19 protein-coding genes are annotated in these 21094 nt (G+C 65.8%); 14 read left to right on the top strand and 5 right to left on the bottom strand.

The features are described 5' to 3' along the window. Positions 1-3: 3 nt before the first annotated feature. Positions 4-2754, top strand: a complete 2751-nt coding sequence (gene polA / locus A6723_RS29185; RefSeq protein ID WP_054910270.1) for a DNA polymerase I — start codon at positions 4-6, stop codon at positions 2752-2754. 278 nt (positions 2755-3032) lie between these two features. Here polA and yihA read toward each other — a convergent pair whose 3' ends face one another. Further along, entirely contained in the window at positions 3033-3695 is a 663-nt protein-coding gene (yihA, locus tag A6723_RS29180; RefSeq protein WP_045213409.1) for a ribosome biogenesis GTP-binding protein YihA/YsxC, read from the bottom strand. A 180-nt stretch (positions 3696-3875) separates the two neighbouring features. Here yihA and A6723_RS29175 point away from each other — a divergent pair, with 180 nt between their 5' ends. The 8 genes from A6723_RS29175 to A6723_RS29140 all read left to right on the top strand — a co-directional run bounded on the left by A6723_RS29175 (position 3876) and on the right by A6723_RS29140 (position 13149). After that, positions 3876-4166: a cytochrome c5 family protein gene (locus A6723_RS29175; protein ID WP_024766806.1), complete on the top strand. Its 291-nt coding sequence runs from the start codon at positions 3876-3878 to the stop codon at positions 4164-4166. Between the two features lie 47 nt (positions 4167-4213). Next, positions 4214-4819: a cytochrome c gene (locus A6723_RS29170; RefSeq protein ID WP_024766807.1), complete on the top strand. Its 606-nt coding sequence runs from the start codon at positions 4214-4216 to the stop codon at positions 4817-4819. Between the two features lie 179 nt (positions 4820-4998). Beyond that, positions 4999-5640: a thiol:disulfide interchange protein DsbA/DsbL gene (locus tag A6723_RS29165; protein ID WP_054910269.1), complete on the top strand. Its 642-nt coding sequence runs from the start codon at positions 4999-5001 to the stop codon at positions 5638-5640. Positions 5641-5652: 12 nt separating this feature from the next. Further along, positions 5653-6525, top strand: coding sequence for an endonuclease/exonuclease/phosphatase family protein (locus tag A6723_RS29160; RefSeq protein ID WP_065348224.1), 873 nt, complete (start codon positions 5653-5655; stop codon positions 6523-6525). After that, positions 6522-8546, top strand: a complete 2025-nt coding sequence (locus A6723_RS29155; RefSeq protein WP_054909472.1) for a GGDEF domain-containing protein — start codon at positions 6522-6524, stop codon at positions 8544-8546. The genes A6723_RS29160 and A6723_RS29155 overlap by 4 nt, the downstream gene beginning before the upstream one ends. Positions 8547-8726: 180 nt before the next feature. Beyond that, on the top strand, positions 8727-9497 hold the full coding sequence (locus A6723_RS29150; protein ID WP_024766810.1) for a DeoR/GlpR family DNA-binding transcription regulator: 771 nt from the start codon (positions 8727-8729) through the stop codon (positions 9495-9497). A gap of 12 nt (positions 9498-9509) precedes the next feature. After that, entirely contained in the window at positions 9510-11345 is a 1836-nt protein-coding gene (gene glmS, locus A6723_RS29145) for a glutamine--fructose-6-phosphate transaminase (isomerizing) (protein WP_054909473.1), read from the top strand. A 499-nt stretch (positions 11346-11844) separates the two neighbouring features. Further along, positions 11845-13149, top strand: coding sequence for an MFS family transporter (locus A6723_RS29140; RefSeq protein ID WP_054909474.1), 1305 nt, complete (start codon positions 11845-11847; stop codon positions 13147-13149). Positions 13150-13163: 14 nt separating this feature from the next. Here A6723_RS29140 and A6723_RS29135 read toward each other — a convergent pair whose 3' ends face one another. Continuing rightward, entirely contained in the window at positions 13164-14636 is a 1473-nt protein-coding gene (locus tag A6723_RS29135; protein ID WP_054909475.1) for an MDR family MFS transporter, read from the bottom strand. A 361-nt stretch (positions 14637-14997) separates the two neighbouring features. Between A6723_RS29135 and cfaB the strand changes: the two genes are divergently transcribed. Further along, on the top strand, positions 14998-16182 hold the full coding sequence (gene cfaB / locus A6723_RS29130; protein WP_054909476.1) for a C17 cyclopropane fatty acid synthase CfaB: 1185 nt from the start codon (positions 14998-15000) through the stop codon (positions 16180-16182). Positions 16183-16312: 130 nt separating this feature from the next. Next, on the top strand, positions 16313-16789 hold the full coding sequence (locus A6723_RS29125; protein ID WP_054909477.1) for an N-acetyltransferase: 477 nt from the start codon (positions 16313-16315) through the stop codon (positions 16787-16789). Here the strand turns inward: A6723_RS29125 and folE2 are convergent. Together folE2 and A6723_RS29115 are read right to left on the bottom strand one after the other, a co-directional pair. Beyond that, positions 16786-17673 carry a GTP cyclohydrolase FolE2 gene (folE2, locus tag A6723_RS29120; protein ID WP_054909478.1) on the bottom strand — a complete coding sequence of 296 codons (888 nt, stop codon included), beginning with the start codon at positions 17671-17673 and terminating at the stop codon, positions 16786-16788. The genes A6723_RS29125 and folE2 overlap by 4 nt on opposite strands. Before the next feature lie 69 nt (positions 17674-17742). Further along, positions 17743-18144, bottom strand: a complete 402-nt coding sequence (locus A6723_RS29115) for a hypothetical protein (RefSeq protein ID WP_054909479.1) — start codon at positions 18142-18144, stop codon at positions 17743-17745. 129 nt (positions 18145-18273) lie between these two features. On the opposite strand from A6723_RS29115, the gene dksA reads away from it, so the two are divergent. From dksA to A6723_RS29100, 3 genes are read left to right on the top strand one after another with little or no spacing between them, the layout of a single operon-like run. Then, positions 18274-18678: an RNA polymerase-binding protein DksA gene (gene dksA, locus A6723_RS29110; protein ID WP_024766818.1), complete on the top strand. Its 405-nt coding sequence runs from the start codon at positions 18274-18276 to the stop codon at positions 18676-18678. Between the two features lie 21 nt (positions 18679-18699). Then, positions 18700-19902: a zinc metallochaperone GTPase ZigA gene (gene zigA / locus A6723_RS29105; protein ID WP_054909480.1), complete on the top strand. Its 1203-nt coding sequence runs from the start codon at positions 18700-18702 to the stop codon at positions 19900-19902. Next, positions 19902-20534 (top strand): DUF1826 domain-containing protein, encoded by a 633-nt coding sequence (locus A6723_RS29100; protein WP_065348216.1) that lies wholly within the window; start codon positions 19902-19904, stop codon positions 20532-20534. The genes zigA and A6723_RS29100 overlap by 1 nt, the downstream gene beginning before the upstream one ends. A 137-nt stretch (positions 20535-20671) precedes the next feature. Here the strand turns inward: A6723_RS29100 and A6723_RS29095 are convergent, their stop codons facing one another. Beyond that, the gene (locus A6723_RS29095; protein ID WP_054909482.1) at positions 20672-21028 is read right to left on the bottom strand and encodes a hypothetical protein; all 357 of its coding nucleotides are present in this window, start codon (positions 21026-21028) and stop codon (positions 20672-20674) included. Positions 21029-21094 lie beyond the last annotated feature (66 nt).

Here is a 21094-nt window from a genome sequence, read left to right as displayed (position 1 = left end):
CTCATGAGCCAAGCACCCCTCGTCCTCGTGGACGGCTCGTCCTACCTGTATCGCGCCTTCCATGCCCTGCCGCCGCTGATGACCTCCACCGGCATGCCCACGGGAGCGGTGAAGGGCGTGCTGAACATGCTCAAGAGCCTGCGCAAGCAGTACCCGGACAGCCCCTTTGCGGTGGTCTTCGATGCCAAGGGCGGGACCTTCCGCGACGAGATGTTCGCCGAGTACAAGGCCAACCGCCCGTCGATGCCGGACGACCTGCGCGTGCAGGTGGAGCCGCTGCACGCCACCGTGCGCGCCCTCGGCCTGCCACTGCTCTGTGTGGAGGGTGTGGAAGCGGATGACGTGATCGGCACCTTGGCCCGACAGAGCGCGGCCGGAGGCCGGGCGGTGGTGATCTCCACCGGTGACAAGGACATGGCACAGCTGGTCGACGGGCACATTACGCTGGTCAACACCATGACCGGTAGCACGCTCGACGTGGATGGCGTGAAGGAGAAATTCGGTGTCGGTCCTGAGCTGATCATCGATTACCTGGCGCTGATGGGCGACAAGGTCGACAACATTCCGGGCGTGCCCGGTGTCGGCGAAAAGACCGCCCTCGGCCTGCTCACCGGCGTAGGTGGCGGCCTGGATGTGCTCTACGCCAGCCTGAACAAGGTGCCCGAGCTGCCGATCCGCGGCGCCAAGGGCCTGCCGGCCAAGCTCGAAGAGCACAAGGACATGGCCTACCTGTCCTACAAGCTCGCGACCATCAAGTGCGATGTCGAACTGAACATCGAGATCGATGCTCTGCACCCCGGCAAGCCGGACCGCGAGGCGCTGACCGAGCTGTACCGTACCCTGGAATTCAAGACCGGGCTGGATGACCTGCAGCGCCAGGCGGCCAAGGCCGGAACTTCCCAGCTGGCGCTGGAAGAGGCCCCGGCTGCAGAGGCGGAGAAGCGTTACGAGATCGTCCTGGAGCAGAGCCAGTTCGATGCCTGGCTGAAGAAGCTGGAAGCCGCCGACCTGATCGCTTTCGACACCGAGACCACCAGCCTCGACCCGCAGCAGGCGCAGGTGGTGGGTGTGTCCTTCGCGGTCACGGAGGGTGAAGCCGCCTACGTACCGCTGGCGCACAGCTACATGGGCGTGCCGGCGCAACTGGACCGCGACGCTGTGCTCAAGGCCCTCAAGCCGCTGCTGGAGGACCCGAAGAAGCGCAAGGTCGGCCAGCACGCCAAGTACGACATGAACGTCCTGGCCAACGCCTCGACGCCCATCGCCGTGCAGGGCATCGCCTACGACACCATGCTCGAATCCTACGTGCTGGACTCCACCGCGACCCGCCACGACATGGACAGCCTGGCGCTGAAGTACCTCGGCCACAGCACCATCCGTTTCGAGGACATCGCCGGCAAGGGCGCCAAGCAGCTGACCTTCGACCAGATCGCCCTGGAACAGGCCGGCCCCTACGCCGCGGAAGACGCCGACGTCACCCTGCGCCTGCACCAGACCCTGTGGCAGAAGCTGGAGGCCATCCCCTCGCTGGCCAAGGTCCTGACCGAGATCGAGATGCCGCTGGTGCCGGTGCTGGCGCGTATCGAGCGCAACGGTGCGTTGGTCGATGCCAACCTGCTGGGCAAGCAGAGCGTCGAGCTGGGCGAGAAGATGGTCGAGCTGCAGCGCCAGTCCTTCGACCTGGCAGGCGAAGAGTTCAACCTCGGCTCGCCCAAGCAGCTGGGCGCCATCCTTTATGAAAAACTGGGCCTGCCGGTGCTGTCGAAGACCGCCACCGGCCAGCCGTCCACCGCCGAGAACGTCCTCGCGGAATTGGCCGAGCAGGATTACGAGCTGCCCAAGGTGATCATGCAGTACCGCTCCCTGAGCAAGCTCAAGAGCACCTACACCGACAAGCTGCCGGACCAGATCAACCCGCGCACCGGGCGCATCCACACCAGCTACCACCAAGCGGTGGCGGCCACCGGCCGGCTGTCCTCCAGCGACCCGAACCTGCAGAACATCCCGATCCGTACCGCGGAAGGCCGGCGCATCCGCCAGGCTTTCGTCGCGCCCAAGGGCTACAAACTGCTGGCGGCGGACTATTCGCAGATCGAACTGCGCATCATGGCCCACCTGGCCAAGGACGAGGGCCTGCTGGACGCCTTCCGCCACGACCGCGACGTGCACCGCGCCACCGCCGCCGAAGTCTTCGGCGTGCCGCTGGATGACGTGACCTCCGATCAGCGCCGCAGCGCCAAGGCGATCAACTTCGGCCTGATCTACGGCATGAGCGCCTTCGGCCTGGCCAAGCAGATCGGCGTCGAGCGCAAGGAAGCCCAGGCCTACATCGACCGCTATTTCGCTCGCTATCCGGGCGTGCTGGCCTATATGGAGCGTACCCGCGCCCAGGCCGCCGAGCAGGGCTTCGTCGAAACCCTGTTCGGCCGTCGCCTGTACCTGCCGGAAATCGCCTCGAAGAACGGCGCCATGCGCAAGGCGGCCGAGCGCACTGCGATCAACGCGCCGATGCAGGGCACGGCGGCGGACATCATGAAGCGCGCCATGGTGGCTGTGGATAACTGGCTGCAGGAAAGCGCCATCGATGCCCGCGTCATCCTCCAGGTACACGACGAACTGGTGCTGGAAGTGCGCGAGGACCTGATCGATCAGGTTCGTGATGGCATTCGGCCGCTTATGAGTGGTGCGGCGGAACTGGACGTACCGCTGGTCGTCGAAGCGGGTGTGGGAGCGAACTGGGACGAGGCCCACTGATCGGCTGGACGAGCGGTCGGAAGGCCCGCCAGCCGGGCTTTCCGGCTCGATTTTCCGAGCGCTTTCGGGGCTGTCAGAAAAAATCTTTTGTGACCTGCTGAACTTTCCCACAAGGAGCCGAGTCAGAACTCGTGAATGGCTGGTGAAGCCCTTCGATGCTCCTTTGCAGTGTTTAGTGTTGGCAGATTACTGGACCCCGCCCTAGCGGTCCGGACTTAAACCCCGAACTTCCCCCTCCCCATACGAAGCTCGGGGTTTTTTTTGCCTGCGATTTGGCCTCAGGCCTCCTCGCCGGCCTCCTCTTCTTCCTCATCCAGCAGCCCCAGCCAGCCGGCCAGGACCAGTTGCGCCTCTTCCACGCCCTGGCGCTTGGGCGCCGAGAACAGCTGCAGGGTGGCGACATCGCCCCAGCCGTCGAGGATTTCCTTGCGGGTCTTGAGCAGTGCGTTCTTCGCCGCGCCGTAGGCCAGCTTGTCGGCCTTGGTCAGCAGCACGTGGATCGGCAACTGGCTGGCCTGGGCCCAGTCGAGCATCAGGCGGTCGAAATCGGTCAGCGGATGACGGATATCCATCATCAGCACCACACCGGCTAGCGCATTGCGGCTGGAGAGATAAGCTTCCAGGTGCTGCTGCCAGTGCAACTTCAGCGGAATCGGCACCTTGGCGTAGCCATAGCCGGGCAGGTCGACCAGGCGGCGCTCGTCATCCAGGCGGAAGAAGTTCAGCAACTGGGTGCGGCCGGGGGTCTTGGAAGTGCGCGCCAGGTTCGCGTGGGTCAGCGCATTCAACGCGCTGGACTTGCCCGCGTTGGAGCGGCCGGCGAAGGCGACTTCCAGGCCGGAGTCTTCCGGGCACTGGTTCACCTTGGCGGCGGAAATGAGGAAAGTGGCCTGTTGGCAGAGGCCGAGAATCGGGTTTTTCGTAGCGTTATTCGAGGACATGGGTAACTTCGCGGCGGGTGCGACGCGGTGTCGCGGGGGGCGGTTTCGTTTCCGTTTGGGCATCTGAAGTATATAATGCCGCGGATTTTGTGTGCGCTTTATCCCCCAGGGTCGAGCCACACGGGAACGTTGGAGTCCGCGCAATCAAGAACGCGGATGTTCCCTGCGATGAGGATAATCATGAAGAAACTGCTGTTCGCAGCCATCGTTGCCGCGCTGGCGTCCAGCGCCCTGGCGGCCCAGGATCCGGAAGCCGTTTTCAACAGAGCCTGTGGCGCCTGCCACAATGGTCAGTTGCCAATGGCGCCGAAGAAGGGCGACGCCACCGCTTGGAAGCCGCGCCTGGACAAGGGCATGGACACGCTGGTGCAACATGTGACCAACGGTTTCAACGCGATGCCGCCTCGCGGCCTGTGCACCGACTGCAGCGCCGAGGATTACCAGACAATTATCCAGTGGATGTCGAAGTAACTTCTCAGGCCTTACTCTTTCACCCTTAGCCGTTATTGGATTAGCTGATGAACAAATTGATCGTGAGTCTGCTGTTGACCCTGGGTCTTGTCGGTGTGGCGCACGCCGCTGGCGATGCCAAGGCCGGTCAGGCGAAAGCTGCTGTCTGTGGTGCCTGCCACGGTGCCGATGGCAACAGCATGGCGCCCAACTTCCCGAAACTGGCCGGGCAGGGTGAGCGTTACCTGCTCAAGCAGATGCACGACATCAAGGACGGCAAGCGCACCGTGCTGGAAATGACCGGCCTGCTGACCAACCTCAGCGACGAGGACCTGGCCGACATCGCCGCCTACTTCTCCAGCCAGAACGGCAGCGTTGGCGCCGCCGATCCCAAGCTCGTCGCCCAGGGTGAAGCCCTGTTCCGCGGCGGCAAGCTCGCCGAAGGCATGCCGGCCTGCACCGGTTGCCACAACCCGGCTGGCCAGGGCAATGCCGAAGCCGGCTTCCCGCACCTGGGTGGCCAGCACGCGGCCTACACCGCCAAGCAGCTGACCGCCTTCCGCGAAGGCGAGCGCACCAACGACGGCGACGCCATGATCATGCGCAGCATCGCCGCCAAGCTGTCCAACAAGGACATCGCTGCGATCTCCAGCTACATCGAAGGCCTGCACTAAGCAGCCGTCCGGCCCCAACGCCGGATCGAAAAACTGCTTCGAAAAAAAGGGTGGCCTCGGCCACCCTTTTTTGCATCCGCCCCCACTACAATGCTGGAACCGTGTCTGGCCCCTCCGGTCAAACCGCTTCATCCCGCCGCGCTGCAGCGTGGCGGTTCCGCTCAGCCAAGGAGTGAACCATGCGTAACCTGATTTTCACCGCCGCTCTTGCCTTCGCCGGCCTGTTCGCCGTCAACGCGAACGCCGCCGACTTCGAAGCGGGCAAGAACTACACCGAGCTGAACCAGGCCGTCCCGGTCTCCCAGCCCGGCAAGATCGAGGTGGTGGAGCTGTTCTGGTACGGCTGCCCGCACTGCTATGCGTTCGAACCGACCATCAACCCGTGGGTCGAGAAGCTGCCGGCCGACGTTCATTTCGTGCGTATCCCGGCCATGTTCGGCGGCCTGTGGAACATCCACGGCCAACTGTTCCTGACCCTGGAATCCATGGGTGTGGAGAAGAAGGTGCACCACGCCATCTTCGAGAAGCTGCACAACAACCCCAAAGCCCTGACCACTCCGGAAGAAATGGCTGACTTCGTCGCCGAGCAGGGCGTGGACAAGGACAAGTTCCTCAGCACCTACAACTCGTTCGCCATCAAGGGCCAGATCGAGAAAGCCAAGAAACTGGCAATGGCCTATCAGATCAGCGGCGTGCCGACCATGGTGGTCAATGGCAAATACCGCTTCGACATCGGCTCGGCCGGTGGCCCGGACGAGGCGCTGCAGCTGGCTGACCAGCTGATCGCCAAGGAACGCGCCAGCGCTAAGGCCGCCCAGTAAGGGCCGATGACGATGCTGCGCCGGCGGACTCGTGAGCGTGTCGCGGGAGCCTGCGTCCCTCGGGTGAATACGGCCCAGGGGACCTCCGCCGGCCTGCCCGACGACGGCCGGCTGCGCCTGCTCAGCTTCAACATCCAGGTGGGCATCAGTACCGAAAGGTACCGTCACTACCTGACCCGCGGCTGGCAGCACCTGCTGCCCGCCGCCGGCCGCGCTACCAACCTGCAGCGCATCGGCGAACTGCTCTCCGACTACGACGTAGTCGCCCTGCAGGAAGCCGACGGCGGCAGCATCCGTTCCGGCAACATCAACCAGGTCGAGCACCTGGCACAGCTCGGTGCCTTCCCCTACTGGTACCAGCAGCTCAACCGCAATCTCGGGCGCATCGCCCAGCACAGCAACGGCCTGCTCAGCCGCCTGCAGCCCACTGCGCTGGAAGACCACCCGCTGCCCGGCCCGCCCGGCCGCGGCGCGATCCTCATGCGTTTCGGCGAAGGCAAGGACGCGCTGGCCGTGGTGATGATGCACCTGGCCCTCGGCGCGCGGACCCGCACCCGCCAGCTCGCCTATATCCGCGAGCTGCTGCAGGACTACCGCCATCACGTGCTGATGGGCGACATGAACACCCATGCCACCGACCTGCTGGAAAGCTCGCCATTGCGCGACCTCCAGCTCATCGCCCCGCAGGTCGAGGCCACCTTCCCCAGCTGGCGCCCGCAGCGCTGCCTGGACCACATCCTGCTCAGTTCCGAGCTGGCGCTGGAACGCGTCAGTGTCCTCCCGCACCCGATTTCCGACCACCTGCCCGTGGCTGTGGAAATCCGCCTGCCGGATGCCCTGCGTTCGTCCTCGTCGCTCGCCTTGCGCGGCGAGGACCCTGAATGAGTCGCGACGACGACCAGCGCTGGAAACAGAAATACCTGGATAACCTCGAACAGCAGGAGAAGCTCGAGCGCCGTTGGGATGCTCGCCTCGACCTGCTGCGTCGCGGCCTGGTGCGCAGCAGCCTGGCGGCCGAAGGCAGCGACAAGGCGGTGGACGCCTGCATGAAGGAGCTGCGCGAAGTGCTACGCCGCGACGACATGGACGCCGGCCTGTCGCGCCTGATCCCGCAGCTGGAAAAGGCCGTGCTCGACTCCGAGCAGCGCCGCCAGCAGCGCATCGAGCAGAATGTCGCTGCGCTCAGCCAGCTGTCGCAGCAACTGCTGTCCCTGGAAATGCCGGGTGACGTGCGCAAGCCGCTCAAGCGCCTGTCCAAGGACATTCCCAGCCGTGGCAGTTCCTCCCGCGAGCTTCCCGCGCTGCTGGGCGAACTGAGTCGTCTGCAGCGCCAGGTGCTGGATCATTTCGGCAACGGTGGCGGGGAGCAGCGCCCCGGTTTCCTGCAGCGGCTGTTCGGCAGCCGTGACGGTGATGAGGTAGATGAGCCGAATTCGGCACCCAGCACACCGGCCGCCCCGGCAGACAGAACGCCGGTGACGGAAGCGGGGGTGGATCTTCCATCGCCCAGCGAAATTCCATCTGCATCTGCATCTGCATCTGCATCTGCATCTGCATCTGCACCTGCACCTTCTGCCGAGGCAGCCGGCGCTGCAACGGTGATCGAGCACGTTGTGGCGCCAGTCGAGGTGGCCACACGGGCGGTAGCGCCGGAGCCTGCTGCCGCGCCTTCGCCGGTCGTGCGATCGGAGCCTGTCGCCGCTGCGCAGGTCATCGACAGGCCGATTACAGCAGAGTCAGTCAGCCACGATGATTCCAGCCTGCTCGACAGCCTGCCGGTACCGCCGGGGTTGTTCGGCACGCCCGAAGACGCGCGCGAGGCCAATGACCCCTACGCCTTGCCGCCTCGTCCGGAGCCCGGCTACAGCGCGGTGGCGCCGCATATCGAGGCGAGCCTGCTACGCCTGCTGGACGAGATGCACCTGCCGGCCGCCCAGCAGGTCCAGGCCGAGGCGCTGCGTTCGCGGATCCACGGCAGCCTCAACTGGTACGAACTGGTGCCGGTGCTGGATGACCTGGGCGTCCTCGTACTCTCGCTCAACGACAGCGGCCAGCACGAGTTCGAAGGCTACCTGCACCAGCTCAACGAACGCCTGGGTGCTTTCCTCGACGGCCTGCAGGCCGTCCAGGAGAACCACAGCGGCTCCAGCTCCAGCGCCCGCGACCTGGACGACAGCCTGCGCGAGCAGGTCAGCGGGCTGCAGGAAAGCGTGCTGGAGGCCACTGACCTGGAGGGTCTCAAGCGCCATGTCGAGTCACGCCTGCAAGGCCTGGTCGGCACCATGGACCGCTTCCGCGAGGAGCGCGAGGTCCGTGAGCGCGAAGTAAGCGAGCGCATCCAGTCACTGGTGACTCGCGTCGCCAGCATGGAAGAGGAGGCCCGCACCTTCCAGGCGAACATCGAGGACCAGCGCCAAAAGGCCATGACCGACGCCCTGACCGGCCTGCCCAACCGCGCCGCGCTCACCGAGCGGTTGGACCTGGAAGTGGCGCGCTGGCAGCGCTACGGCGGCGACCTGCTGCTGGCGGTGCTGGACGTCGACCATTTCAAGCGGATCAACGACGACTTCGGCCACCTCGCCGGCGACAAGGTGCTGAAGATCATCGCCAACGAACTGGCCAAGCGCGTGCGCAAGACCGACTTCATCGCCCGCTTCGGCGGTGAGGAGTTCGTCGTGCTGCTGCCCGCCACGCCGCTGGAAGGCGGACAGCAGCTGCTCGACGTGCTGCGCGGCGCCATCGAAGCCTGCCCGTTCCACTTCAAGGGGGAACGGTTGAGCATCACCTGCTCGGCGGGCCTCACGGCCTTCCGCGAAGGCGAGCGCGCCGAAACGGTATTCGAGCGAGCCGACCAGGCGCTGTACCGTGCCAAGCGCGGCGGGCGTAACCGTCTCGAAGTCGACTGAGCACACTGCGTTTCCTGCAGGAGCGAGCTTGCTCGCGAGCCCCGGCACCGCCGGTGAGTATCGCGAACGGGGCTCGCTCCTACAGAAGATCGCTTCCGTTCGTGCCAGAAATTCTTGACGAACGAAACAACATAGGTTTTGATTCGCACACTTATCTTTCGAATCGAAACTTAATCGTTCATGTCGAAACGCAATACGCCCCAACGCCGCCACGACATCCTGGCGCTGCTCGCCGACCAGGGCGAGGTCAGCGTGGACGATCTCGCGCGCCGCTTCGCCACCTCCGAGGTGACCATCCGCAAGGACCTGGCCGCCCTGGAAGGCAACGGCCTGCTGCTGCGCCGCTACGGCGGCGCGGTACCGATGCCCCATGAGCTGATCGCCGAGCCGAGCCAGCCGCTGTCGCGCTACAAGCAGGCCATCGGCCGGGCGGCGGCCGCCTGCATCCGCGAGCACGCGCGGATCATCATCGACAGTGGCAGCACGACTGCCGCGCTGATCCCGGAACTGGGCCGCAAGCCCGGCCTGGTGGTGATGACCAACTCCCTGAGCGTGGCCAATGCCCTGCGCGAGCTGGAGCGCGAACCGGTGCTGCTGATGACCGGCGGCACCTGGGATCCGCACTCGGAGTCATTCCAGGGCCAGGTGGCCGAACAGGTGTTGCGCTCCTACGATTTCGATCAGCTGTTCATTGGCGCTACCGGCCTGGATATCGAGCGCGGCACCACGACCTTCAACGAACTGCTGGGCCTGAGCCGGGTCATGGCCGAGGTCGCCCGCGAGGTCATCGTCATGGCCGAGGCCGACAAGCTGGGCCGGCGTATTCCCAACCTGGAGCTGCCCTGGAGCAGCGTCCAGACCCTGATTACCGACGAACGCCTGAGCGATGAAGCGTTCGAACTGATCCAGGCGCGCGGCGTGAAAGTGATCCGCGCGCGCTGCGAAGACTAAGGAGACCAAACCATGTGTGGAATCGTAGGCGCCATCGCCGAGCGCAATATCACCCCGATCCTCGTCGAAGGCCTCAAGCGCCTGGAATACCGTGGCTACGACAGCGCCGGTGTGGCGGTGATCCAGGCTGACGGTGCGCTGGACCGCCGCCGTCGCGCAGGCAAGGTTTCCAGCCTTGAGCAGGCCCTCGAAGAGCAGCCGCTGCTCGGTCGTTTGGGGATCGCCCACGTTCGCTGGGCCACCCACGGCGCGCCGACCGAGGCCAACGCCCACCCGCACTTCTCCCGTGGTGAAGTGGCCGTGGTGCACAACGGCATCATCGAGAACTTCGAGCCCCTGCGCGAAATGCTCAAGGCGCGTGGCTACGAGTTCACCTCGCAGACCGACACCGAGGTCATCGCCCACCTGCTGCACCTGCGCCTGGGCGAGCTGGGCGACCTGACCGTCGCGCTCAAGGCCGTCGTCAAGGAATTGCACGGCGCCTACGGCCTGGCGGTGATCAGCAGCAAGCAGCCCGACCGTATCCTGGCCGCCCGCAGCGGCAGCCCGCTGGTGGTTGGCCTGGGCCATGGCGAGAACTTCCTCGCCTCCGACCAGCTGGCGCTGCGCCAGGTGACCGACCGCTTCATCTACCTGGAAGAAGGCGACATCGCCGAGATTCGTCGCGACGGCCTGCAGCTGTGGGACGTCAACGGCAACCCGGTGCAGCGCGAGGAAGTGCGCTACCACGAGGGCGCCGAGGCGGCCGACAAGGGCGGCTACCGCCACTTCATGCTCAAGGAAATCCACGAGCAGCCGGCTGTGGTGCAGCGCACCCTGGAAGGTCGCCTGGGCAGCGGGCAGGTGCTGGTGGACAACTTCGGCCCGCAGGCCCGCGAGCTGCTGGCCAAAGTACGCACCGTGCAGATCGTCGCCTGCGGCACCAGCTACCACGCCGGTATGGTCGCCCGTTACTGGCTGGAAAGCCTGACCGGCATCCCCTGCCAGGTCGAAGTGGCCAGCGAGTTCCGCTACCGCAAGGTCGCGGTGCACCCGGATTCCCTGTTCGTCACCATCTCCCAGTCCGGCGAAACCGCCGACACCCTGGCCGCGCTGCGCTACGCCAAGGAGCTGGGCTTCCTGTCCAGCCTGGCTATCTGCAACGTCGCCACCAGCTCGCTGGTGCGCGAGTCGGACATGACCCTGCTGACCAACGCCGGGCCGGAAATCGGTGTGGCCTCCACCAAGGCCTTCACTACCCAACTGGTCGCCCTGTTGCTGCTGACCCTCGGTATCGGGCAGGTACAAAAGCGCCTGAGCGACGGCGTTGAAGCCGAACTGGTGAACGAGCTGCGCCGCCTGCCGACCCACCTGGAAGAAGCCCTGTCCATGGACAAGGTGGTGGAGAAGATCAGCGAGCTGTTCGCCGAGAAGCACCACACCCTGTTCCTCGGTCGTGGCGCCCAGTACCCGGTGGCGATGGAAGGCGCACTGAAGCTCAAGGAGATCTCCTACATCCACGCAGAGGCCTACCCGGCCGGCGAGCTGAAGCACGGCCCCCTGGCTCTGGTGGACGCCGACATGCCGGTGGTGACCGTGGCGCCGAACAACGAGTTGCTGGAGAAGCTCAAGTCCAACCTGCAGGAAGTGCGCGCCCGCGGCGGCGAGCTGGTGGTCTTTGCCGAAGGCGGCAGTGGCATCAGCGACGGCGAGGGCACCCACGTGGTGGGCATGCCGGCAATCCACGACTGCCTGGCGCCGATTCTCTACACCGTGCCGCTGCAGCTGCTGTCCTACTACGTCGCCGTGCTCAAGGGCACCGACGTCGACCAGCCGCGCAACCTGGCCAAATCCGTGACGGTGGAATAAGCGCGCAGGCGCCAGGAGAAAGGTCCCTTCGGGGGCCTTTTTTCGTTTCGGGGTGCTGGAATTCGAAAGGGGGGTGCGAGGGGACGATCAACATTCCCCCGGTGCCTGCACGTCCGGGGGTGTGGACGGGGCACCGAGGCCAGGCGGCTTGAGCCGCTACACGAGGGGAATGGAAATCGACCTTGTCTTGTGGACAAGGTCGGGCTCCGGCCCTGCGAGGGGTACCTGACAAGTCTCCCGCAGGGTGGGGAGCGGGCCAACGATAGAAGCTGGCTACTGGCCGGTCAATCGGAAACGACAAACGCGCGTTCGTGAGTGTCCGATATTCGAACCAAAAGGCCCGGTCCAGGCCGCGGATTTCGTTAGCCGGCTATCGGAAGCGTCTATACTGTTTCTGATTGTGTCAGTGAAAAATGCCTGGCGGCAATTCGCTGGCAAGGGCGGCGAGGGAGTTCCGTCCTCACGTCCGGGATGCAGTTAAACCGACAAGAGAATCCCCATGAACGCACCTGCCGCACCGCAGTATTCCGCCCATGAGCGCCGCTCGCGCATCCTCGCCATCGTCGGCGCCTCGTCGGGCAACCTGGTGGAGTGGTTCGACTTCTACGTCTACGCCTTCACCGCCCTGTACTTCGCCCACGCCTTCTTCCCCTCGGACGATCCGACGGTGCAGTTGCTCAACACCGCGGGGGTGTTCGCCGCGGGCTTCCTGATGCGCCCCATCGGCGGCTGGCTGTTCGGCCGCATCGCCGACAAGAAGGGCCGCAAGACCGCGATGATGATCTCGGTGCTGATGATGTGCGGCGGCTCGCTGGCCATCGCGGTGATGCCGACCTACGCCACCATTGGCGTCGCGGCGCCGGCGCTGCTGTTGCTCGCGCGGCTGTTCCAGGGGCTGTCGGTGGGCGGCGAGTACGGCACCAGCGCGACCTACATGAGCGAAGTGGCACTCAAGGGGCAGCGCGGCTTCTTCGCCTCCTTCCAGTACGTCACCCTGATCGGCGGCCAGTTGCTGGCCGTGCTGGTGGTGGTGATCCTGCAGCAGTTGCTGACCACCGATGAGCTGAAGGAGTGGGGCTGGCGAATTCCCTTCGTGGTCGGCGCGATCACCGCGGTGATCGCCTTCTATCTGCGCCGCTCGCTGAGTGAAACGGCCAAGGAGTCCAACCTCAATCGCAAGGAGTCGGGCACGCTCACCGAGCTGTTCACTCACCACAAGCGCGCCTTCTTCACTGTGCTCGGCTTCACGGCCGGCGGCTCGCTGATCTTCTACACCTTCACCACCTACATGCAGAAATACCTGGTGAACACCGCCGGGATGGACGCCAAGGTGGCCAGCGGCGTGATGACCTTCGCGCTGTTCTGCTACATGTGCATGCAGCCGCTGTTCGGTGCGCTGTCCGACCGTATCGGCCGCAAGACCTCGATGCTCTGGTTCGGCGCCCTGGGCATGCTCTGCACCTGGCCGATCCTTGCCGCGCTGAAGACCGTCAACAGTCCCTACGCGGCGTTCGGCCTGATCATCCTGGCGATGGCCATCGTCAGCCTGTACACCTCGATCAGCGGCCTGATCAAGGCGGAGATGTTCCCGCCGCAGATCCGCGCCCTGGGCGTGGGCCTGTCCTACGCGGTGGGCAACGCGATCTTCGGTGGCTCCGCCGAGTACGCTGCGCTGGGACTGAAGAGCATCGGCATGGAGGACGTGTTCTACATCTATGTCTCGGTCATGTGCGGCGTGGCGCTGCTGGTCTGCCTGCTGCTGCCGGACCTGCGCAAGGTCAGCTACCTCAACGACGAGGACTGACCCCGCGCCATTCGCTAATCGTTGCTCCGGCCGCGCAGTGCGTGGTCGGGCAGCGACAGGGCGATCAACAGGGCCAGGGCGCCGAACCCGGCGTTGATCAGGAACAGGTGCCCGAACACCCCATCCAGCGCCAGGCGCTGCGCTTCATGGCCTTCGCCGCTCAGGCTGGCCAGCAGGGCGCTGGCCGACAGGCCATGGCCGGCGTCGCCTGCCAGCGGTTGCAGCATCGCCAGCAGCAGGGCCGACATCAGTGCGATCCCCACCGCCCCGCCCAGCGAGCGGAACAGCGTGATGTTGCTGGTCGCCACACCTAGGTGCTTCATTTCCACTGCGCTCTGCGCCGCCACCAGGCTGGTGGGGAATTGCGTGCCGGCGGCAATGCCGGTGAGCAGCATGCAGACCCCTGAAAGGAAGTATGCGCTCGGCGGCGTCAGCGCCAGGCCGGCAATCGCCAGTGGCATCAGCAGCGCGCCGCCGACGATCTGCGGTTTGTAGCGGCCGATGATCGCCGTGAGACGGCCGCAGCAGTACGCGCCGATCGGCACACCCATGGCCAGCGGCAGCAGGTGCAGCGCGGCGCTGTCGGCGCCCGCGCCGGTCACCGACTGAAAGCGCAGCGGCACCAGCACTGACAGCGAGATGACCTGGAAGCTGGCAAAGAAGCTGATCAGCCAACTCAGCGTGGCGGCGCGAATACCGAACAGGTGCATCGGTACCAGTGGCTCCGGTGCGCGGCGTTCCTGCACGACGAACAGCGCGATCAGCACCACTGCGGCGGCGAACAGCGCGAGCATCTGCGGGTCGTTCCAGCGTGCACCCTGGCCGACCTCGGTGATCGCCAGCAGCAGGCTGCCCAGGCCGGCGATCATCAGCATCGTGCCGAGGTAGTCGATGACCGGCTTGCGCCCCGGCACCGGCAGGCCGCGCAGGGTCTGGCGGGATACCGCGAGGGCGACCAGGCCCACCGGCAGGTTGATCAGGAACACCCAGCGCCATGACAGGTATTCGGTGAGCAGCCCACCCAGCACCGGGCCGGCGATGCTCGCCACCGCGTACATGCTGCTGAAGTAGCCCTGGTAGCGGCCGCGTTCGCGGGGCGGGACGATGTCGCCGATGATCGCCTGGCTCACCGACATCATGCCGCCGGCGCCGATGCCTTGCAGGACCCGGGCGATCACCAACTGCTCCATGCTCTGGGCGGCGCCGCAGAGCAGCGAGGCGAAGGTGAACAGGGCGATGGCGAAGAGCATCAGCACGCGGCGGCCGTAGAGGTCGCCGAGCTTGCCGTAGATCGGCATGGAGATGGTCATCGCCACCATGTAGCCGGAGATGACCCAGGCCAGCAGGTCGAAGTCGCCGAAGCCGGCGGAGATCGCCGGCAGGGACACGGCGACGATGGTCTGGTCGAGCGCACCGAGGAAGATCGCCAGCATCAGCCCCACCAGCACGGTGCGGACCGTCGGACGCGGCTCGGAAAAGGTAGTCAAGACAGCCCCCTTCACTTCAGAGGATCTCCGGCCGGGAGGCGGGCGGAGGGACCACAGTGTAGTGCAATGCAGCGGCAATCTGTCACGGCGCCGTCATCGTTGCGGTGCAGTAAAGGCTCTATCTCGGCGCTGGCAACGATGCTTCCCGGATCGGCTGCTACGCTTGCGTAGCGAACTATTCTTCCATTGCAGCCTGCGGATTTTCCGGGAACGCAAACCTTCGGAACGGGCTCCAATACAAAGGAAACGGCACGTCCCGCGGTGGTCGGCGCCACGATAGTTTTTATGCGGGCCAGGCCATAGGGGAAGACTATGGGTGTGCTGGTCTATAGTTTTCCAGCCCTGTGACCAGGAGGTATGCATGAACGCCAACCTGCCCTCTGAGTTGCTGTCCCTGCAGTTGCCGCTGCGCATCCGCATCGGCGAGGCCCAGGCATTCGACCTTGGGCCTGATCCGCAGGTGACGCTCGTCGTTCGCGATCCGACCCTGCTGACCGAGATCACCCATCCCAGCCTCGATCTCCTCGGTCGTGCCTACGTCGAGAAGCGCATGGACATCGAGGGGCCGATCGGTGAAGTGATCGCCACTGCCGATGCCCTGAGCAGCGCGCTGGGTGACGACGACGGGGATGCCGACTACGTGCGCGAAAGCCACGACAAGGCCACCGACGCCGAGGCCATCCATTACCACTACGACCTGTCCAATGCGTTCTACCAGCTCTGGCTCGACCCGGAGATGGTCTACTCCTGCGCCTACTACGAGACCGGTACCGAGGACCTGGCCACGGCCCAGTTGGCCAAGCTGCGCCACCTGTGCCGCAAGCTGCGGCTGAAGCCTGGCGAGAAGCTGCTCGATGTCGGCTGCGGCTGGGGCGGGCTGGCGCGCCTGGCGGCGCGAGAATTTGGCGCACAGGTGCATGGCATCACCCTCAGCGAGGAGCAGCTCAAGCTCGGCCGCGAGCGGGTCAAGGCCGAGGGCCTGGAAGACAAGGTGACGCTGGAACTGCTGGATTACCGCGACCTGCCGCGCGATGGCCGTTACGACAAGGTGGTGAGCGTCGGCATGTTCGAACACGTCGGCCACGCCAACCTCGGGCTCTACTTCCAGCAGCTGTATGACGCGGTGCGGCCAGGCGGGCTGGTGATGAACCACGGCATCACGTCCAGCAATACCGATGGCCGTCCGGTGGGGCGCGGCGCCGGGGATTTCATCGACCGCTACGTGTTCCCCCATGGTGAGCTGCCGCACCTGTCACTGGCCGTCGCGCGCATGAGCGAGGCGGGACTGGAAGTGGTCGACGTCGAAGGCCTGCGCCTGCACTACGCGCGCACCCTGGACTTCTGGAGCGCCAACCTCGAAGCGAAGCTGGCCGAGGCGGCGAAACTGGTGCCCGACCAGGCCCTGCGCATCTGGCGCCTGTACCTGGCCGGTTGCGCCTATGGCTTCAAGAAGGGCTGGATCAACCTGCACCAGATTCTCGCCAGCAAGCCCTACGCGGACGGCGGCCAGGAGGTGCCCTGGAGCCGGCGCGACATCTACTCCTGAGTCTTTTCTGCCCCTGCATCGGGCCCGCTTCGGCGGGCTCGATGCGTTTCTGGCGCGGGGCAAAAAGCTTGCATCGAGGAGCACGGGGCGCTAAACCCCCTGTCCCCACTGACTCTTTGGTAGATGAATCATGGTGAACTTCTTCCCGGACCTGTCCCTCGTTGAATTGTCGCCCGCACAGGCGCCCTGGTCGTTGCTGCTCAAGGCTGACCCCAGTCGCGAACAGATCGAGAGCTACCTGCACGACTCCCGCCTGCTGGCGCTGAACGAGGCAGACTCTGTGCGCGGCGTCCTCACGCTGACGCCGCGCGAACCCGGCGTCGCCGAGATCACCAGCCTCGCGGTGGAAGATGAATGGCAGGAGCGTGGCCTGGGCCGTCGCCTGCTGCTGGCCGCCATCGAGCAGGCGCGCGATGCCGGGCTGCAGCGCCTGACCATTGCCACCGGCAACTCCAGCCTGGCGCAGCTCGGCCTGTACCAGCGGGTCGGCTTCCGCATCGTCGGTATCGATCCGGATTACTTCGTGCGGCATTACCCCGAGCCGATCTTCGAAAGCGGCATCCAGTGCCGCGACCAGATTCGCCTGGCGCTGGACCTCGCCGCCTAGTCGCGTTCCCAGCGACTCACTGCCACCGCATCGTGGGCGTGCAGGCTTTCCGCATGCACCACGCGCACCTCGAAGCCCGACACCTCTTCGCGCTGCACCAGTGCCCGGTGCAGCCGGCGTGCGGCGTCCTCGCAGAACATCAGGTTCTGCCCGTTGGCCAGGGCGAAGGCCTGCTCGTCGGCGCGTTTCACCGCCGTCTGCACGGCGGTGCCGAGGGCGTCTTCGGCGTGGTCGATCAGCTCGCTGAAAGCGAATGCCGTCGCGGCTGGGGCGAGTCGCAGGTGCAGCCGCGCCTCGCTGCGCTGGCTGTGCGGCGTGGCGACTATGCCCTGCGGGCTGCCGAGCCAGGCACGCACCTCGCTGGCTTTCAGCAGGCGGCCGGCGAAGTCGCTGTCGAAACGTTCCTGGATCAGTTGGCGCGCCAGCGCCGCCGAGCAGGGGCACGTCGAGGAGTAGGGCAGGGCCAGGCGCAATTCCAGTTGCAGCGCATCGTCTTCCAGTTGCGCGTGGATCTCGCAGGGATAGCGTTTCCAGCCGCTCAGCGGGCTGACCAGCGCCGAGCGCTGCAGCATCAGGTCGAAACGCAATAGCAGGTTTGCGCGTCGGGAAAGCTGCGCGTGGCTGCGCAGGAACTGCCTGAGCAGGTCACGTAGCAGCATCGGCGAAAGCTCTGTTTCCGCCAGCGCTTCCAGCGCCAGGTACAGACGCGACATATGGATGCCGCGCGCGTCGGCTTCGTCGAGGCTGACACCAGCGTCGGCGTATGCGGCGACGCGCTCGCCGGCGATACGCAGTGGCACGGCGATGCCCTGCATGCCGACCCAGTCGAGCGGGATGGGCAGGCGGGTGGATTGGCAGGCGATGTCGGGAAGCGGGATGGTCATGGGCGGGTCACGGCTGGCAATTGTTATAATATAACGTATTTGCTTCCCGGCGATCCCGCAATGGGTTCTTCAGCGCTCCTGCTGCTTGCAGCCGCTCACGCGCCCGCAGGTCAGCCGGGCGCTGTCGCCTGATGAGCTGCTGAAGCGGCTGACGTTGGTCCAGCCGATGCCGCGACTGGTGCCCACCCACACCTGGCCGTCGCTGGCCACGCCGCTGAAGAAGGTCAGGCTGCCGTAGCGCGTGCCGGTCTGCGCCCAGCGCCGGCCGCTGCTGGCCTCGAAGCCGCGCAGGTAGGTGTCGTGGCCCTGGGTGGCGACGCTGTAGAGATTCCCCGAACCGTCCATGCAGGCCAGCACCGAAGCCGACCAGGCGCAGCGCGCCGGCTCCTCGCCGGGAAAAGGCAGTGGCGCGGAACCGCTGGCGTGGGCGAAGGGGGCGAACAGGCAGAGCAGCAGGGTGCGGCGCAGCATCGAAGGTCTCGGCGGGCGGGTGGAGCGGAACATCGGTATCGCACGTCGTCGGACGGTTGTCGATTCCCGATTGCGGGCAATGCATTGTTATAATATAACATAAAAGATCACTCCCCTCCGGAGACGGTCATGACCGAACAGGAACTGCTTGCCCAGCCCGGCGAGGCCTACATGAGCGAGGCGCAACAGGGCTATTTCCGCGCGCTGCTGCTGGACCAGCGTGACGAGTTGCAGGGGCGCATCGACGAGGAATTCCAGGCGCTGCAGGACACCGAGCGGGCCAGTGACGAAGCCGATGTCGCCAGCCGCGAGGAGGCGCGCCAGTGGCAACTGCGCCTGCTGGAGCGCGAGAAGAAGCTGCTCGACAAGATCGACCAGGCGCTGGAGCGCCTGGCCCGGGGCGACTACGGCTGGTGCGAGGAAACCGGCGAACCGATCGGCCTGCGCCGCCTGTTGCTGCGCCCCACCGCCTCGTTGTGCATCGAGGCCAAGGAGCGCCAGGAACGGCGCGAACTGCACGTCCGCGAAGCCTGATTTCCCTGGAGCCCCACCGTGATGAATGCGCCACTTCCCGTAACCGTGCTGTCCGGCTTCCTTGGCGCCGGCAAGAGTACGCTGCTCAACCACGTCCTGAAGAACCGCGAGAATCTCAAGGTCGCGGTCATCGTCAACGACATGAGCGAAATCAACATCGACGGCCGCGAGGTGCAGCGCGACGTCAGCCTCAACCGCGGCCAGGAACGCCTGGTGGAGATGAGCAACGGCTGCATCTGCTGCACCTTGCGCGAGGACCTGCTGGAAGAGGTCAGCCGCCTCGCTGGCGAAGGCCGCTTCGACTACCTGCTGATCGAGTCCACCGGTATTTCCGAGCCACTGCCGGTGGCGGAAACTTTCACCTTCCGCGACGAGCAGGGCCGCAGCCTGTCGGACCTGGCGCGGCTGGACACGCTGGTCACGGTGGTCGACGGGTTGAACTTCCTCGCCGACTACCAGGGCGCCGACAGCCTCGCCGAGCGTGGCGAAACCCTCGGCGAGGACGACGAGCGCTCGCTCAGCGACCTGCTGGTGGAACAGGTGGAGTTCGCCGATGTGATCCTGGTGAGCAAGATCGACCTGATCGGCAGCGCCGAGCGCGACGAGCTGCTGGCGATCCTGCGCAGGCTCAATCCCGACGCCGATATCCAGCCCATGGTGATGGGCCAGGTACCGCTGGCGCGCATCCTCGACACCGGCCGCTTCGACTTCCAGCGCGCCGAGCGAGCGCCGGGCTGGCTCAAGGAGTTGCGCGGCGAGCACCTGCCGGAGACGGAAGCCTACGGCATTTCCTCCAGCGTCTATCGGGCGCGCAGGCCCTTCCACCCGCAGCGCTTTCATGACTTTCTCGCCCGGCCCTGGAGCAACGGCCGGTTGTTGCGCTCCAAGGGCTTCTTCTGGCTCGCCAGCCGCTACCGCGAGGCGGGCAGCTGGTCCCAGGCCGGCGGCCTGATGCGCCACGGCCTGGCCGGACGCTGGTGGCGCTTCGTCCCGCGCGAACATTGGCCGCAGGACACCACCGAGCTGCAGGGCGTGCTGCGCCACTGGCGCGAGGACAGCGGCGATTGCCGCCAGGAGCTGGTATTCATCGGGCAGAACCTGGACTTCCAGCAGCTGTTCGGCGAACTGGATCACTGCCTGCTGGATGACGAGGAAATGGCTGCCGGCACCACCGCCTGGAAGCGCCTGCCCGATCCCTTCGAACCCTGGGAGGCCGGCGCCTGATGCTCGCCCTCGAAACTCCGACCTGGCCGCGGCAGGTGCTTGGCGACGATCCGCAGGTGCTCGCCGAGGTGCTCAAGGAAGACGTCAATCTGGCCGTCTGGCAACGCACGCTGTACCCGGAAATCAGCACTTTTGCCGGTTGGCTGAGCGCCCAGCCGCTGGACCTGACGCAGAGCCTGGAGGTGGTCGAGGAGCGCGTCGGACTGGGCGACCTGCTGCGCCAGTACGCCCTGCTTGATGGCTGCACGCTGTTTCGCAGCGACCTGCAATGGCTGGCCGAAGCCTTCGCCTGCCTGACCGGCGCGCAGCGTATCGGCCTGCGCCTGCGCAGCCTGGACAAGGCCATGTGCCCGCGCTTCCACGTCGATCACGTACCGCTGCGGTTGGTCACCACCTATGCGGGGCCCGCCAGCCAGTGGCTGGAGGAGTGGGCCATGGCCCGCGCGCGGCTGGGCGACGCGGCGGCCGAACCGGCCAGCCGGGCGGAGATCCGCCAGATGGCGGCGGGTGACGTAGGCCTGTTCAAGGGTGAGAAATGGGCCGGCAATCTTGGCTCCGGCATCATCCACCGCTCGCCGTTGCCGGCACCGGGCGAGCGCCGCCTGCTGCTCACGCTCGACTGGCTGGGTTGAGGTTTCGCCCGGGCAAAAAAATAGGCCGCCCGGGGAGAGCGGCCCAATTCACCAAGATCATGTCCGGCGTGGGGCGCCGGGAGGGTGTGAGGTACCCGGGGACAGTAGGCCCGAAGCGTGTGACAGGGCGATGACCGTTACTGGGGTTTGCGCCAGTGGCCGTTGCTCTGCTGCTCGCAGAACGGCTGGAGAATGCGCGCATCGCTGGCCACGCCGTAGTAGTGGATGTCCTGGCGATAGGGCACGCCCTGGGTCTGGGCGTTCTCGCAGACGCCGAAGGCGCCGCTGGGGCAGTTTTCGGCGTAGGTCACCTCGACCTTCTGGTCCTTCAGCTGCGGTTGGCAGAAACCCTCGCGGAAGAGTTTTTCCGGGATGGTGCGGTTCTGCTGGCAGACCTTCACGTCGACCTGCTTGCCCTGGGTATGCACCACGCAGGCCTCGCCGTAGGCGAGCAGGGGCAGGCAGGCGAGAGCAAAAGGCAGCAACAGGCGCATGATCGATCCGGGGTGGCGAGGGGAAGCCGCGACTCTAGCGCTTTTCCCGGCGAGCGTCAGGCGGCA

It is taken from the genome of Pseudomonas sp. AU11447, from assembly GCF_001672555.2.
Classification (GTDB): Bacteria; Pseudomonadota; Gammaproteobacteria; order Pseudomonadales; family Pseudomonadaceae; genus Pseudomonas; species Pseudomonas nitroreducens.
The sequence above is the reverse complement of the archived record's forward strand: the minus strand, read 5'-3'. Positions and strand labels throughout refer to the sequence as shown.